We start from the raw sequence: 14,636 nt of genomic DNA, 5'->3' as shown, positions 1-14,636 counted from the left end.
ACCGCCCCCATACGAGCCTCGACGGGCTCACCCCGTGGGAATATCATCAACGGTCGAAAGAGAACCAAAACCTGAACAGAGCTAACTTATAATCGAGGACTCTCAGGGGAGCACGTCAGGATCGATAGCTGATTTTTCGGAGTCAATAATTAGCTGACGAATGCGGCGGTGATAGTCTCGCGCGGGATCATATGGAATATTGCTTTGTCGCCAGGCTTGAAGCGCTGTTGTTGCCTTTGGTTCGCCTGTTTGTGCCACAAAATCTAGAAACTTAGTGAAGCTAACTCTAATCATATTACCTGTTTTTCAAATGAAATGCTGTTCTTTAGGACAACCTTGCAGGTTTGTGATTTTTTCATCAACTATTTTTTGTTGTATTTCACTTCCTCCGCTTCACGCCGCCCCGTTGCCCCGGCCGTCCCGCCGTTGACCGCCCGCGCGCGGCGCCTGCCGCCTCGACGGCCTGATCCACAACCGATTGCCGCGCCAGCGGGTCGTCGGAAATCGCAAGGTCGACCGCTTCCAGCCGCTTGATCTCGTCGCGCAGCCTTGCGGCTTCCTCGAATTCCAGGTTCTCGGCGGCCTTGCGCATGTCGGTGCGCAATCCGTCCAGATGCGCCTCGAGATTGGCGCCGTGCATCGGTTTGTCGATCTTGGCCGTGATCCGTGACTGATCGGTATCGCCCTTGTAGAGCCCGGCCAGAATATCCTCGACATTCTTCTTCACCGTGGCCGGGGTAATCCCGTGTTCTTCGTTATAAGCGATCTGCTTGGTCCGCCGCCGTTCGGTTTCCGACAGCGCCCGTTCCATCGACCCGGTGATCCGGTCGGCATACATGATGACGCGGCCGTCGGCGTTCCGCGCCGCCCGTCCGATGGTCTGCACCAGCGAGGTTTCGGAACGTAGGAAGCCTTCCTTGTCGGCGTCCAGAATGGCGACCAGCCCGCATTCGGGAATATCCAGTCCTTCGCGCAGCAGGTTGATGCCGATCAGCACGTCGAAAGCCCCCAGCCGCAGATCGCGCAGGATCTCGATCCGTTCGATCGTGTCGATATCCGAATGCATATAGCGCACGCGGATGCCCTGTTCATGCATGTATTCGGTCAGGTCCTCGGCCATGCGTTTGGTCAGGGTCGTCACCAAGGTGCGCATGCCATCGGCGGCCACTTTGCGCACTTCGTCCAGCAGGTCGTCCACCTGCATATCGACGGGACGGATTTCCACCACCGGGTCCAGCAGGCCGGTCGGGCGGATCACCTGTTCGGTGAACACGCCGCCGGTCTGTTCCAGTTCCCACGCCGCCGGGGTGGCCGAAACGAACACCGATTGCGGCCGCATCGCGTCCCATTCCTCGAACTTCAGCGGCCGGTTATCCATGCAGGACGGCAACCGGAACCCGTGTTCGGCCAGCGTCATCTTGCGCCGGAAGTCACCTTTGTACATGCCGCCGATCTGCGGCACGGAAACGTGGGATTCATCGGCGAAAACGATCGCCTCGTCAGGGATGAATTCGAACAGGGTGGGCGGCGGTTCGCCCGGGGCGCGGCCGGTCAGGTAGCGCGAATAATTCTCGATACCGTTGCAGACCCCGGTGGCTTCCAGCATTTCCAGATCGAAATTGGTGCGTTGTTCCAGCCGCTGCGCCTCCAGCAGCTTGGCCTCGCCCACGAGTTGATCCAGCCGCTGGCGCAGTTCCTTCTTGATGCCCTGGATGGCCTGTTGCATCGTGGGCTTCGGGGTCACGTAATGCGAATTCGCATAGATACGGATGCGATCGAACGTGTCGGTTTTTTCTCCCGTAAGCGGATCGAATTCGGTGATCGTTTCCAGCTCTTCGCCAAAAAACGACAGTTTCCAGGCCCGGTCATCCAGGTGGGCGGGCCAGATTTCCAGAACGTCGCCGCGCACCCGGAAGCTGCCACGCTGAAACCCTGCATCGTTGCGGCGGTATTGCTGGGCAACCAGATCGGTGATGATCTGACGCTGGTCATAGTCGTTCCCGGCCATCAGGTCCTGCGTCATCGCGCCATAGGTTTCCACCGACCCGATGCCATAAATGCAACTAACTGAGGCGACGATGATCACGTCATCGCGTTCCAACAGCGCCCGTGTGGCCGAATGGCGCATGCGGTCGATCTGTTCGTTGATCTGGGATTCTTTCTCGATATAGGTGTCGGACCGGGCCACATAGGCCTCGGGCTGGTAATAGTCGTAATAGGATACGAAATATTCCACCGCGTTTTCAGGAAAGAAGCCCTTGAATTCCCCATATAATTGCGCTGCCAGTGTCTTGTTCGGGGCAAGGATGATTGCAGGGCGTTGCGTTTCCTCAATCACTTTGGCCATGGTAAACGTCTTGCCCGTGCCAGTGGCTCCCAGCAGGACCTGATCGCGTTCACCGGCATTGACCCCCGAAGTCAGTTCGGCAATCGCCGTCGGCTGATCCCCGGCGGGGCTGAAATCGGTGTGCATCACGAACCGTTTGCCACCTTCCAGCTTGTCACGGGATTTCACATCTGGGGCTGGGGCGTGCAGCAGGGGGGACGATTTGTCGGAATGGGCATAGGGCATGGGAGTCTCCGGCGGTTGCTGCAAGATTTGATCACTTTTTGTTCTACTTCAACCCCCAACCGGTGAAACAGGATCGGAAGCTCACAGTTATGGTGCCGGTGGCAGGCAGGGTCAGGACTTGGGCGCGCGGTGGAACCGCAACCCGTGCCTGAATTATCTACACCTTGCTGAAAGCGTGTTGTCAGCAGCTTTCCTGCTCTTGCAAAAATGCCGCGTATTCACGATAAGACAGCAAAGAAGAGGAGTCGCGGATGCGAGCACGTATCTACCAACCCGCCCGCAATGCCATGCAATCGGGAATGGCCAAAACCCGGCAATGGGTTCTGGATTATGAACCGGCTGAAGCGCGCGAAGTCGACCCGCTGATGGGCTGGACGTCCAGCGCGGATACCCAGACCCAGGTCCGGCTGAAATTCGACAGCAAGGACGCGGCGCTGGATTATGCCAAGGAACACGGGTTGGACGCGGTGGTTGTCGCCCCTCATGGACGCAAAGCCAACCTGCGTGCAGGCGGCTATGGCGAAAATTTCGCTACCAATCGCCGGGCCCCTTGGACCCACTGACCTACTTAATCATTCTAGGTCTAATTGAGCCGGTATCGTGTTCATGGTCCGGCGAAACAGTCTCTCTCGAGGCATCCACTGTGGTATCACAGATAAGGATGAAACAGTCGCCAAATGTGCTTTTGCGCGCCAGGGGATTGAAATGGCATCTCGGGAGGACTTGGTAAGCGTATCAAGAGCATGACATGCTTGCCCACTGCCGCGTGACCGTTTAAACGTCGCGCGGGGATGCTCCCTTAGCTCAACTGGATAGAGCAGTCGACTTCTAATCGGTTGGTCAAGTCCAAATTTTGCTTTGAATTAAAGGTGATTAGCAAGTAGTAGATTATCGCGGACTGTTTTGCAGACCGCTTTCAGCGGCTCCGTAGCTCAACTGGATAGAGCAAGGACCTTCTAAGTCCGAGGTTGAGGGTTCAAGTCCTTCCGGGGCCGCCAAAATCTAAGCTTGTTGGGATATTAGCGTTTCATCGCGCAATGTCAAAACCCCATGTTCACGACCTCTCAATGAGAAGCGTTGTATGGAAAAACTACCTTATCTGATTTCAGCACCCGTGGGGTGAACTGCAGAAGCTGGTAGAGTGGCAGTGCATATCTGTATCTGAACTTTTTTCGATTGGTGATGTGAAGATCATCAACGTACATGAGCAGAATTTTTCCATCGTGAATGCCCCTCTTTGTGAGGGCATTCACGATGGAAAAACTGCCCGGTGAAATTCTCTGGACGTTTGGTTTATACCTGTGTCGCCCTCACTAAGGATGACCTGAAAAAAAGTCTCAACCCCAACGTGACAATTTTACGAGTAAGTCACGTGGCCGTAGAAAAAATTTGAAACCGAAAGAAGCTTAGGCTGCTTTGGACCATCCGAACTTCGGTTTCATGCGATCATCTGAGCGAGACCGCTTCGAACCGTAATCCGGGAGGGCTGGAGATCAAATAACACAGATAGCTTAAACCATATGGTCAAGGCCCACACAGGCAACACGTGTCTTTGAAAGGCTGGTAGACATGCGGCGAAGAGAATTTTGATAAGTGAAATCCAATCAGCGCTCTGGGTCACCTGATTTCCAGATCCTGCGCGGGCCCTCTTGTGAGGCCGCGCAGATCCGCAAACTCCGGTGAAGCAGAGCCAACAAATACCAACATAAGCCAGACCAATAGACGATGCTGCTGCTACAGCGTGTCTGGCCAGACAGCCTTTGGAAAGGAGGAAAACAGGCTTCTTGAGCTGCCGCTTGGAGCAGCATTTCTCGGGATGAAACCGATGACTTTCTACAGAACTTTCTCAACCAAACAAACTTTTCTCAAACTCGCACACGTCGGGCAGTTTCTCAGCGAACATGGGACTGATTTAGCTCGGGCGGCTCACAGGCTCGGAGGGCCTGCCGCCAGTGCACGCGTGTTTCTGCTCTGTGAAGCTGTTCGTCACACGAGGCACCTGACACGTGCGCAAAGCAGCCAACTTGTGGACTTTCACCAGTTACTGACGCTGGAGCATGTCAGCGATCCGGACCGGATCGAAAGCGTTCTCTTTGCACAGATCAACTCTGCCTCGGTTTTCGTCGAAGAGTGTTGTGTGCTCGCCGAGAAACTGGGCTGTTTGCTTCGGAGCATTGCCGAGAGCGAACCGAACGAGAACAAGAACAAGAACAAGAACGGCTTAATCCTGGCACCCCAAAAGATGTCAAAAGTCGCGTGATCCCCCAGAGCCGGCCCGTGCAGGGCTGGCTATCTTGAAGGGGCGGCCATCCAGGACGTCCCAATGAACGACAATTAAAAATAGGGGTATCACGACGATGCACGTACTTTACAACAAGCAAGGCATGGATGATCTGGCAGCCGAAGCCGTAGGCTTGGGAAGGCAGGTCGCAGAGCGGGCCAAGGCGCTTCACCTTGGCGACACCGCAAAGGATGTTGCTTTCGTGTCGCGCTGCCTTGCGCGCCTGAAAGATCGCCAGCCTTTCGATGAGGGAGACGAAGGTGGCTTTGATGCCGTCATGGATATTCTGGAGCGCAGTATTGCTTCAGAATTCCGGGGCAGTGAGGTGCGGTACGAGGAAACCGGCTACGATGACTTCGGCCCACGCGGCGAAACCCGTGACACTCCAGTTTATTCTGATCGCGGCAATGAACTGATCGAGCTGCAATATCTTTTTCAAGATTTTCTCAACAGCCGTGACAGTGTACTCGACCACGTCGCTGCCCACCGCTGTTTGCTTGATATCATGAGCAGTTAAGATTTTGCAGGAAACCGGATCATGTAGTTTGATCGGGTTTCCTGCCCCTCCAGGGCAGCTAAACGGTACAGCAGCACTCGCGCGCGTTGGCCAATTTCTGATTTAACGAAGGAAATAAAGCAATAAAAAACAATAGGATAAATGTTGAAGATTAAAGCATACTGGCTATGTTTGGTGTCAAGATGTGCACGATGCATGATTTCAAAAGGAAGGATATACTCAACGATCGATCAACCGAGCTGCCATTAGCTTTCCCTGGATAACCGATAGTGAAAAGCATTTTATTGGGGGAAGGAGCTTAATCTTTGGTCACTCCATCGGCCAAGCCCAAATTTCTTCAGCGTTTTTGACAGGCCATCACGGCCGTCCGGATCAAGAGAGTCCGCATCAACCAACGCACTGCTACTAAATGAAGGAGTTTCAAAATGGGTTATCAACCACGTGGAACGTCTGGCATGACACCAAAGCTCAGCCTGCGCGATTTGCATGAAATTAGGGATGTTGTTCAAGAATGCATCAGCCTTTTCATCGATCAATTTGAGCCAAAGGAGCATGCTCCTGAGCCTGAATACCTCACGACAAGGGAGGTCGCGGAAATTACCAAATACTCCAAGGCTGCCCTTGAGGCTTATCGTGGGAAAAATGATGGGCCTCCATTTTACAAACAAGGCGCGAATGTCCGTTACCGCTCGGACGAGGTGCGCAATTGGATGGAAGAAAACAGGTACGAGTAAAAATCTGGAGGGGCCTGCAGTGACGCATGCTCGTTCGGGTAGCACCAAGCATTTTCTCGGCGGTAACCGCGCCGAGAAAATGCTCGGCTGCCAATGCAATTCGCAACGGCGGTCCGTTTGGAAATCTGCCAACACCGGTAACACACTGCAGACCGAGGGGTAGGCGACCGAAGAGGAACGGTTGCGTTGATTATCGCGGTGCCCCCACCGCCGTTGGCGACAGGTTATCGGTATTGGTACCGCCGGAGGTCTTCGGAATCGCACAGGTTTGCGAGGCCATCTCCTCAGAATTCACATCTTGGCCTCAGCGCGAAAGGCGATGCAATGACATCTGATTTCAGAACGTTCTTGGACTTGCCAAAATCGATTTTACGCCCACTCACGTTGGATGAAGTCGCTGCGATTGTTGATGTCGATCGTAACCGCTCCGTTGATACCGCGGCTTATGCGGCTTGACTGTCCGGTGCGGATGCCCGAACGCGATGTGATGACCGGCATTGGTCCTGTGTCCGTGAAGGTGCCGCGCGTTCGGGATCGCGGAGCGGGCGAAGACAAGATCACCTTCACGCCCAGCATCCTGCCGCGGTATCTGCGCAAGGCGAAATCGGTCGAGGAACTGCTGCCCTGGCTTTACCTCAAGGGTGTGTCCACGGGCGATTTCACCGAGGCGCTGGAAGCACTGCTGGGCCCGAATGCCAAGGGCCTGTCGGCCAAGACGATCACGCGGCTGAAGGCCGACTGGTGGAAAGACTATGAAGCCTGGCAGAAACGCGACCTCGGTTCGCGGCGGTTTCTCTACATCTGGGCGGACGGGGTCTATTTCAAACCGCGCATGGCCGAGGAAAAACAATGCGTTCTGGTGGTTGTCGGGGCCGATGAATATGGCCGCAAGGAGCTGCTGGCCATGGCCGACGGCTTCCGCGAAAGCACGCAGAGCTGGCGCGAGGTGCTGCTCGATCTCAAGCGTCGCGGCCTGAAGCAGGCCCCCAAACTGGCCATTGGCGACGGCGCGCTCGGCTTCTGGACCGCGCTGCGCGAGGTATTTGCGACGACGCGGGAGCAGCGGTGCTGGGTCCACAAGACGATGAACGTGCTCAATGCGCTGCCGAAATCGGTGCAGGCCAGGGCGAAGGCGCATCTGCACGACATCTGGCAGGCCGAGACAAAAGCCAAAGCCAACGTCGCCTTCGACTTCTTTGTCGAAACCTACGGCGTGAAATGGGACAAGGCGGTGGCCAAGCTGGTCAAGGACCGGGAGGCGCTACTGACCTTCTACGACTACCCGGCCGAGCACTGGAAGCACATCCGGACATCAAATCCGATCGAGAGCACCTTCGCGACCGTCCGGCACCGCACGAAACGAGCCAAGGGGTGCCTCAGCCGCAAGACCGGTCTGGCCATGGCCTTCCAGCTGATGATGTCGGCGCAGAAGAAATGGCGAAAGCTCGACGGTCAAAACCGCCTGCCCGAGATCATTCAGGGGATTGAGTTCCGCGACGGGATCCGCCAACTTCAAACCGCCGCCTGATCATGCGTCACCAACTTTTGCCCATATCTCATCATGCCAGAAGCGTCGCCGCTCCGCCCCAAGAATTTCGCCACGCATCACAGGCCCCGCATAAGAGACGTCAGTAATGACGTCATTAACGACGTCTCTTAGATCATCGCCCCAGCCTCAGGCAGGCGGTGCCAATGGCGCGGTTACTGTCGATCGTAAGGTTGTGCTCCAGATGATCAAGGAAGGTGATATTCCTAAATCTGCACTTTCCAGATCCAAAAACACTGTTATTGGTTCGCAACCAATGCTCAAGCCAATCGCATGTCCAATAGTGCTGTTTCAACTGACCACTGGGCACCATTTAGGTTCTCAGCTACGCCGTCGATTGGTTCGCGAGATTGGCAATGTCGCGAAAGGCTCCTCACGTCAGGGTGTTTTTGAAGAGGGTGCCTTGCGCGTTGATCTGACCGGTGCTGTCACGAAGACGGTTTCAAGAATGGCTGCATTGGCAAGTGCCGAGGCGGCAGTCATCTTCAATCCTGATATCCGAGGAGGGCTGCCTGTAATGCGTGGTACGCGAATTGGCGTCTATGAAGCAGCTGATATCTACAAGGTTGAGGCAGTTCATTACATTCTGGAAAATTTTCCAAGCCTGACCGAAGAACGTCTCGAACAGGCAAGCATTTATACAAAAGCTCACCCACTCATAAAGATCGCAAGCTGAGTTGGCGTTCTCTGGGTATTGGTAGTGACCTGTCAAAACCTCGGCAAATTGGCCGTGATCTTTCCTACACCCCGGCAGATGCGCAAAGCCTCACAAGAATAGCGCTTGGACGCGACTCAGATCGGCATTTTGAGCATCAGCAACACGTTGTCGTTCAATGGAAAGGGCGGAAAGCCGGCATTCGCTGCAATGGCGGTGAATGGCGGCTTGCAGACCTAATGAAGGAGCGCGTCAACCGCGAATGGGACAACGCGAGTTCCTTCTCGCACCTCGCATCCATATACGACATTGCGATGTCATAATCTCCGATGCGACGACCGTCATTGGCGCTTGCCATGATAAAAAGTCGCTTGAGGCCGCTTGGCATCGAAGAATGCTTCAAGGCGTTCAGCATTTTCTTCAACTAACCTCTTCGCTTGCGCGGGCAGTTCACAACTTGCTCGCACAAAATCATCTAAACCGATTGGTTCAAGCGTCGGAGCGGATGTCAGGCGGAGCATTCGGTCTCGCCCTATTAGCAATCCGGCTTGCCCCAGAGCGTTTTGGCTTTGCAGATGCATCGCGCTTTCGATGATCGTTCTCCAGTGGAACATGCCGCCGCGTTTGGTCTGACCATCAGTCATACGGAGATCTTGATCGCCACAACCAAGGCTCAGGATTTCGATTTTGTGCCTGTCGACGTTGAAACAACTCATGGCATCCACCAGCGCCACCATGACGGGGTTGTTCGCCCAAACACCGCCATCGGCGAAGTGCCGGTTGCCGTTTCGATAGGTCGAGAAGAATGTCGGCGCAGCGGACGTCGCCAATGCCACCGTGACCAGTTCTTCCTGCCAGTCGAGGCGAAAATCAGGGTGGTGCGGGGTCTTGAGGACGGTGACCTCGTTGAACCCATCGAAGGTAGGAATGTTCAAACGCACATTGACCGAGCACAGTGTCCTGTTGCCAAAGCGATCTCGAAGAGCTCGTTCCAAGGGTTCGCGGTTGTATCGATAAACGGCAAGATCGCGGGCAAACTGATAAGCGGATCGCATCGCGCGACCAAGTCGAGTTGGCGGCGTCCAAGGCCGGGGAAATATTTCCGACCCGTGGCGCATATAGATTTCCAGAACCTCCTCGGCGCGCATTCCTGCTGCCATGCCGAGCGCGATTATTCCTCCGGTTGAAGTGCCGGCGATCATGTCGAAGTAGCTGCCTGCCGAACCGCCCTTCAAGAAACGACGCTCGCATTCCGCCAGCACCGCCGCAGGCAGAATGCCTTTTATGCCACCGCCATCAATGGACAGTATGCGAAGATCATCTGCGGGCCATTCGAGTTGATCTCGACGGTGAAAGATTGTGCCCTGCGAGCGGCGGGATTGAGGTTGTGCCATGAAATCTCTCCATAAGTACCGCCAACCTGGATCGCCCGCCTGACTGACTTCTGATGTGTTTGCCCGTCCCAAACCATTTTCCCGAAGCCAGCCAGCTTTCGTAGCAGCTCAGCCAGTTGGACGCCCAGGGAATGATAGTATTACTGATCAGGTCATCTGGCGTCCACTGATCCGCTTCGTCGTCGAAGAGGCAGAGGAATGGCCCTGTACGCTCTGTTCGCGGATGTGACACGTAAACATGCGGTAGGGACCCTTCTTTGTTACCGAAGCGCCTTTGCAATGTCGGTTCAAGAATCTCAACCAGTGGCTGCAGGTACAGGTTTGATCTGCCTTCGAGCAGTAGGGGTTCAGAATATTCTACCCGCAGCCGGTACGTCGTTTTGTGTGGCTGCAGATGCCCCTCCCAAACACAAGTTCGCTGGCTCAGCCGATCGCATGACCATTCGGGATAGACATCGGCCATGTCCGCAATCTGATCACCAACAGTTATCATCAGGTACAGTGCCCCCCATGTTCGTATTCGCGCGTGCAGGCCTCACAAGGCCTGGTGCGGATGCGATCCCAGCACCCAGAGCTGGAGCAGCCAGGGACGAAACTGGTGGCGCAGGTTTCAAATGCCCACTCGGTGTCATGCCGAGCGCGCCATGTTCGAGCTGGACAGTCTGTGCGCGATGATAGGCCTGCAGAGCGGTCTCACCGGCCTTTTCGCCGAACAGATCGTCGAATGTCGATTGGATAACCGCAGGATCGAATCCAACCCGCTTCAGGTTTTCGAGGCGTTCGATGAGGGTGAGCAAGTCCGTAGCCCAAAGCTGCTGGTCGCTCCTTTGAGCCGGCCACCGATCAGTAAAGAGATCCGGATAATGTGCGGGATTGCGAACTTCAAGTAACCGCAGGTTCTGTTCGGCATTGCGGATCTGCCAGCGCATACGCTTGGCAATCGCAATCACTTCATCGACCAGGCTATCGTTTGCAGGGCCGGCATCGATTGCAATCGCTGCTATAATGACGGCCGGGGGTTTGCGTTTACCACGGTGATCGTCGTGCTTGCGATACCGTTTGTCGCGGAACCTCTTGATCAGTTGGAGGGCAACCACGCGAGGCGATTTCTGGTCGAGGGGGACATGCACCGGCATCGGTTGGGTATCTGCCTTTTGCAACGCCAAACCAGACGTCTCATTTGACAGCCGCGTGGCCAGTTCGGTGTAGGTTTGGCCATCGACAAGGTAACGACGGGCATCGAAACGTTTCTGAAACGCTTCACTGATCTCGATGTGAGCATTGAAGTGGTTGGCAAACCCCTTCGGATTGATCTCCTTGTGGTACCGCTCGTCCGTCTCAGGCTTGTAGTGAAACAAGGTTGCCACGCGTTCGGGGGTCCCGTCGATTCGAACGACCGGCATCAGATCGACCGTGACGCCGTCCGGGTAGGTAACCGTGACACAGCGACTGTTTTTCACAATCGGATAGTCGTAGTACTTGCTGCCTTTTTCGCCCTTGATCGCTTTGTACAATTGTTCGAGCACCCACGCCGGGTCGGTGCCAGGAGCGATCGCGATTTCGAGTACTGCATCAACGTCGTGCTGGTCGGTCTTCAGGCGTGACCGCGTCGCGGCGTGAATTGCAAAGCTGCCAGAAGGGTAGATCTCAAGGACCGAGTCTTCGAGAGGGCTGCCTGGGCGATCGACATGCCGTGCGAGCCCCTGAAAATGGCGGTCGGCTTCATCGTGCATGGTGCGGGTGATCTGGATAGCACGTGCAACGTCCATTAGTGCACCCTCTACCGGATCGATCTCCAGGCTGCGGGCGAAATCTTCGAGGTTCGTCCTGATATTCATGTTCTTCTGCCTCCTTAGGCTTGACGGACTCTCTGATCTGTCCTACGTTTATTGACGGTTTCGTAGGATTAAAAGCTATAAAAGAAGCCGCGATCAAGCGGCATGTCTCCTACGATAACGTCATAGTAACAGATTCGGGAGCGTCATGTCAAACTTAACGGATTCAAATAGTGGTTTCGGAGACAGACTGCGAAAAGCCAGAGAGGCGCGGAGGATCAACCAGACGGAACTCGCAGGCAAGACCGGGCTACAACCATCCGCAATTGGCCACTTCGAAAAGGAACGAAGAAAGCCGTCATTTGCCAACATCAGGGCACTTGCAAAGGCATTAAACGTAACATCCGACTACTTGCTCGGAAGGACAAACGACATGGCGGGAGCAACGACGGTCTTTCGTGGAGAGGAAAATTTGTCCGACGGTGATCGCGATCACATCCAGATGATGATCGACCTTATGAATAAGCGAAAGTCGGAAAAATGAGCAAATTTCGAATTCAAATGGCGCGGCGCCAAGGGGAGCGCAAAACAAAAGAAAAAGGCTACGATGCTTTCCCCGTTGATCCCTTTGCGATCGCGGAGAGCGAAGACATCTTTGTCGAGCCCAAGGATCCCGGCCGGGTTGGCGTGAGCGGCGGGATCATCTTCCATGATGAGAGCGTTGGCATTTTCTACGCGACCGATATCAAGAGCGAAGGGTTTCGCAGGTTCACCGTGGCTCACGAGCTTGGCCACTATTTTCTTGAGGGGCATCCCGAAGAAATCCTGAAGACCGCCCCGATCCACATGTCCAGGGCTGGGTTTTCACAGGGTACCAGTTCAATAGAGCTTGAGGCGGATCATTTTGCATCTGGTCTGCTTATGCCATCCATCCTTGTCGGCAAAGCACTCGGGGGCAGCCGAGTCGGCTTGGACGGGATCCTTGCGCTTAGCCATTTAGCTGAGTGCTCGCTTACAGCATCTGCGATCCGGGCCGCCGAATGCTGCGACTATCCCATGGCGGTCATTGTCAGCTCAGCCGACAAGGTCGCATATGCGTTCTTGTCGGAAAGCTTCAAGAAACTCGACAAGCTCACCTTTTTCAAAAAAGGGATGCCGCTGCCCAAGACCCATACTTTGCGGTTCAATGCCGATCTGCAGAATATCCATCTGGCACGCTCCATTTGCGGACAAACGAGCCTTGCAGAGTGGTTTTCCTGTGAGCGACAACTTGCCTTGGATGAAGAAGTGATTGGGCTTGGCAGTTATGGTTTCACATTGACGGTCCTTTCGAGCGAGGAAATGGCCGATGACCCCAATGATGAATCTTACGAAGAAGAACTATCGCTGCAAAAAAGCTGGACCCCAAGGTTTGCGTACGGCAGATAGGGCGTCATCAAGTGGTTACGTCAAAAGGCAGAGCATCATAAATGAATTCACGACGGGCATGATGCCACAATGCTGTCACCCGTTCACGAGATGCTCAGTTCCAGCAATTGGCTGTTCGCGCCGATCAAAAATAAGGGTGACTTCCAGTCATTCGCTACCGGTGCGGGGCAGACATGCCAAGATGTTAGGAGTGACCTTCAAACAACATCGAAATGTTAAACTTCTGTGCAATGACGCAAGGTGGCGATGAGCTCAGAATGGAAAATGCCGCGTGATGAAAGTATCGCTCGTTTGTCAGGCTTCATACGCTAAAAAATGATAAAACTTGAAAAGTAGCTACTCCAGAACAAGCTCTCCAGACGCAATCGCCTGTTGAACAAGTTGGAAGTAGTCCTCCACCGGAATGCCTGTGCCGCCACCTTCTGCTCGCGCGACCAGTTCATATAAGACTGCGTAGTGAACTTTAACGTGGTCATTATCCAATTGCACGCGTTCTAAGTCTGGGAATATCGAGTCTTTCAGCATCCCATTGTCCAGAACGTGAGCGGTGCCTTCAAAACCTTGCGGCACTCCGTTGGTGTGGCAATGCACGACGGTACTTGCCAGAATGTCCGCAAGTTGAACCGAAGGATGGGATCGAGAATCGGCAAAATTAACTGGCTCAGACATTTCCCAGCCGAGCGGGTCATTAGGCTTCATCATTCGAGCTCTTGCTATTGCCGCATCCATTGCGTCGCCATTTAGTTCCGCCGCGATAGCCCTTAACGGCTTGCTCTCATCACAAATGACAGTAAGTGGCTCCTTGTGCCGCCCCCAGTGATTGAGGTGGCTCCAAAGCGCTGAAGCTGACAGGTCAAGAGTCCACGTTCCCTTGTCAACTGTATGATGCTGAACCTCACGGACTTCCTTGGCAATGGTTTTGCGATGAGCTGTCGCGAATCTGCGAATGAGTTCAAAAGGATGCTGTTGTGATTCTGTGACCTGAGCTTTACTGGCGAACAATGAGGGTGCTTTGGATAGGTCCTTTGATCGCATCATATTTTGGAACTCTGCGAGCGTAGCCTTCACTTCAGTGCTGTCACTTTGGAACCAGAGATAGCAGTACATTGCTATGAATAAATGAAACTCTTTTTCATAAAATATGCTTGGATCATCTTGGAAAACGGGCTCGAAAACATACTCGAAAACCCAGCCACAGAGCGCCAATAATTTGTCGTGGGCGTTTATTGCGAAGCGGCCGGAAAGGCTTTCTACCAAGTGAGTTATCAATCTCCTACCTTGATTGCTTGCCATGAGTTTTGAAGCTTTTAGCTCTGGCATCTGGACAGGATGTTCCTTGCGTGCTGCATCGATTAGTAGCCATGCTTCGTCATCGGAAATATTGATTGAAGCAAACGCAAAATATCGTTGATCGTTTGCCAATAGGTCCGGCCCGGTAAACCCGGCTTCATCGCAAGCAAGCAACATGAAAGTTTCTCCTAAGCGTTAATGCTTGATAAAGTTGACAAGTCAATTTAAGTGATCGTAGCGAGGCTCTGCTTGCAATTCTGTATAAGTATCTGTCATTTGACCACTGAACTTTGCCCGAAAATTCAGTTTTCCTCTCTTGCGCCGCCTTTCATTTGCAAGGTTCTCCGAATAGATTGATGTTGAAGTGAAATAGGACCTTGGGGCCACTGTGGGGGCAGTTAAGTTGATCCACGTTGCGGTTGCTTGCCCCTAAAATGCTGCTCT

The 14,636-nt window shown here is 54.1% G+C and carries 11 protein-coding genes, 1 tRNA gene and 1 pseudogene; 9 read left to right on the top strand and 4 right to left on the bottom strand.

Features of this window, described 5'->3' with window-relative positions; translation table 11 throughout:
* Nucleotides 1-379 precede the first annotated feature (379 nt).
* Nucleotides 380-2,572: an excinuclease ABC subunit UvrB gene (gene uvrB / locus VOI23_RS15080; protein ID WP_323785750.1), complete on the bottom strand. Its 2,193-nt coding sequence runs from the start codon at nt 2,570-2,572 to the stop codon at nt 380-382.
* A 251-nt stretch (nt 2,573-2,823) separates the two neighbouring features.
* On the opposite strand from uvrB, the gene VOI23_RS15075 reads away from it, so the two are divergent.
* The 7 genes and pseudogenes from VOI23_RS15075 (at nt 2,824) to VOI23_RS15045 (ending at nt 8,326) form a co-directional block, all read left to right on the top strand.
* Nucleotides 2,824-3,135 (top strand): ETC complex I subunit, encoded by a 312-nt coding sequence (locus VOI23_RS15075; RefSeq protein WP_323785748.1) that lies wholly within the window; start codon nt 2,824-2,826, stop codon nt 3,133-3,135.
* 358 nt (nt 3,136-3,493) lie between these two features.
* Nucleotides 3,494-3,570, top strand: a tRNA-Arg gene (locus VOI23_RS15070).
* 827 nt (nt 3,571-4,397) lie between these two features.
* Nucleotides 4,398-4,832 (top strand): hypothetical protein, encoded by a 435-nt coding sequence (locus tag VOI23_RS15065; RefSeq protein WP_323785747.1) that lies wholly within the window; start codon nt 4,398-4,400, stop codon nt 4,830-4,832.
* Nucleotides 4,833-4,929: 97 nt separating this feature from the next.
* Nucleotides 4,930-5,370 (top strand): hypothetical protein, encoded by a 441-nt coding sequence (locus tag VOI23_RS15060; RefSeq protein WP_323785746.1) that lies wholly within the window; start codon nt 4,930-4,932, stop codon nt 5,368-5,370.
* Nucleotides 5,371-5,795: 425 nt separating this feature from the next.
* On the top strand, nt 5,796-6,104 hold the full coding sequence (locus VOI23_RS15055) for a helix-turn-helix domain-containing protein (protein WP_323785744.1): 309 nt from the start codon (nt 5,796-5,798) through the stop codon (nt 6,102-6,104).
* Nucleotides 6,105-6,573: 469 nt separating this feature from the next.
* Nucleotides 6,574-7,632, top strand: a pseudogene (locus VOI23_RS15050) (IS256 family transposase); the annotation flags it as partial.
* A gap of 202 nt (nt 7,633-7,834) precedes the next feature.
* Nucleotides 7,835-8,326 (top strand): DUF433 domain-containing protein, encoded by a 492-nt coding sequence (locus tag VOI23_RS15045; RefSeq protein WP_323785743.1) that lies wholly within the window; start codon nt 7,835-7,837, stop codon nt 8,324-8,326.
* Nucleotides 8,327-8,646: 320 nt separating this feature from the next.
* Here the strand turns inward: VOI23_RS15045 and VOI23_RS15040 are convergent, their stop codons facing one another.
* Nucleotides 8,647-9,699, bottom strand: a complete 1,053-nt coding sequence (locus tag VOI23_RS15040; protein WP_323785742.1) for a CBASS cGAMP-activated phospholipase — start codon at nt 9,697-9,699, stop codon at nt 8,647-8,649.
* A gap of 476 nt (nt 9,700-10,175) precedes the next feature.
* On the bottom strand, nt 10,176-11,537 hold the full coding sequence (locus VOI23_RS15035) for a nucleotidyltransferase (RefSeq protein WP_323785740.1): 1,362 nt from the start codon (nt 11,535-11,537) through the stop codon (nt 10,176-10,178).
* A gap of 145 nt (nt 11,538-11,682) precedes the next feature.
* Between VOI23_RS15035 and VOI23_RS15030 the strand changes: the two genes are divergently transcribed.
* On the top strand, nt 11,683-12,018 hold the full coding sequence (locus VOI23_RS15030) for a helix-turn-helix transcriptional regulator (protein WP_323785738.1): 336 nt from the start codon (nt 11,683-11,685) through the stop codon (nt 12,016-12,018).
* Nucleotides 12,015-12,902 carry an ImmA/IrrE family metallo-endopeptidase gene (locus VOI23_RS15025; RefSeq protein ID WP_323785737.1) on the top strand — a complete coding sequence of 296 codons (888 nt, stop codon included), beginning with the start codon at nt 12,015-12,017 and terminating at the stop codon, nt 12,900-12,902. Before VOI23_RS15030 ends, VOI23_RS15025 begins: the two co-directional genes overlap by 4 nt.
* Before the next feature lie 336 nt (nt 12,903-13,238).
* On the opposite strand, the gene VOI23_RS15020 is transcribed toward VOI23_RS15025, so the two are convergent.
* The gene (locus VOI23_RS15020; protein ID WP_323785736.1) at nt 13,239-14,369 is read right to left on the bottom strand and encodes a DUF3800 domain-containing protein; all 1,131 of its coding nucleotides are present in this window, start codon (nt 14,367-14,369) and stop codon (nt 13,239-13,241) included.
* Between the last annotated feature and the right edge of the window lie 267 nt (nt 14,370-14,636).

It is taken from the genome of Thalassovita sp. (assembly GCF_034670005.1).
GTDB lineage: Bacteria > Pseudomonadota > Alphaproteobacteria > Rhodobacterales > Rhodobacteraceae > Thalassobius.
Note: the sequence above shows the minus strand (reverse complement) of the source record. Positions and strands in the feature narration are given on the sequence as shown.

Excerpts from the sequence above, each read along its gene's own strand:
- uvrB (WP_323785750.1), bottom strand. The coding sequence starts at position 2,572 with ATGCCCTATGCCCATTCCGACAAATCGTCCCCCCTGCTGCACGCCCCA.
- VOI23_RS15075 (WP_323785748.1), top strand. The coding sequence starts at position 2,824 with ATGCGAGCACGTATCTACCAACCCGCCCGCAATGCCATGCAATCGGGA.
- VOI23_RS15065 (WP_323785747.1), top strand. The coding sequence starts at position 4,398 with ATGACTTTCTACAGAACTTTCTCAACCAAACAAACTTTTCTCAAACTC.
- VOI23_RS15060 (WP_323785746.1), top strand. The coding sequence starts at position 4,930 with ATGCACGTACTTTACAACAAGCAAGGCATGGATGATCTGGCAGCCGAA.
- VOI23_RS15055 (WP_323785744.1), top strand. The coding sequence starts at position 5,796 with ATGGGTTATCAACCACGTGGAACGTCTGGCATGACACCAAAGCTCAGC.
- VOI23_RS15045 (WP_323785743.1), top strand. The coding sequence starts at position 7,835 with ATGATCAAGGAAGGTGATATTCCTAAATCTGCACTTTCCAGATCCAAA.
- VOI23_RS15040 (WP_323785742.1), bottom strand. The coding sequence starts at position 9,699 with ATGGCACAACCTCAATCCCGCCGCTCGCAGGGCACAATCTTTCACCGT.
- VOI23_RS15035 (WP_323785740.1), bottom strand. The coding sequence starts at position 11,537 with ATGAATATCAGGACGAACCTCGAAGATTTCGCCCGCAGCCTGGAGATC.
- VOI23_RS15030 (WP_323785738.1), top strand. The coding sequence starts at position 11,683 with ATGTCAAACTTAACGGATTCAAATAGTGGTTTCGGAGACAGACTGCGA.
- VOI23_RS15025 (WP_323785737.1), top strand. The coding sequence starts at position 12,015 with ATGAGCAAATTTCGAATTCAAATGGCGCGGCGCCAAGGGGAGCGCAAA.
- VOI23_RS15020 (WP_323785736.1), bottom strand. The coding sequence starts at position 14,369 with ATGTTGCTTGCTTGCGATGAAGCCGGGTTTACCGGGCCGGACCTATTG.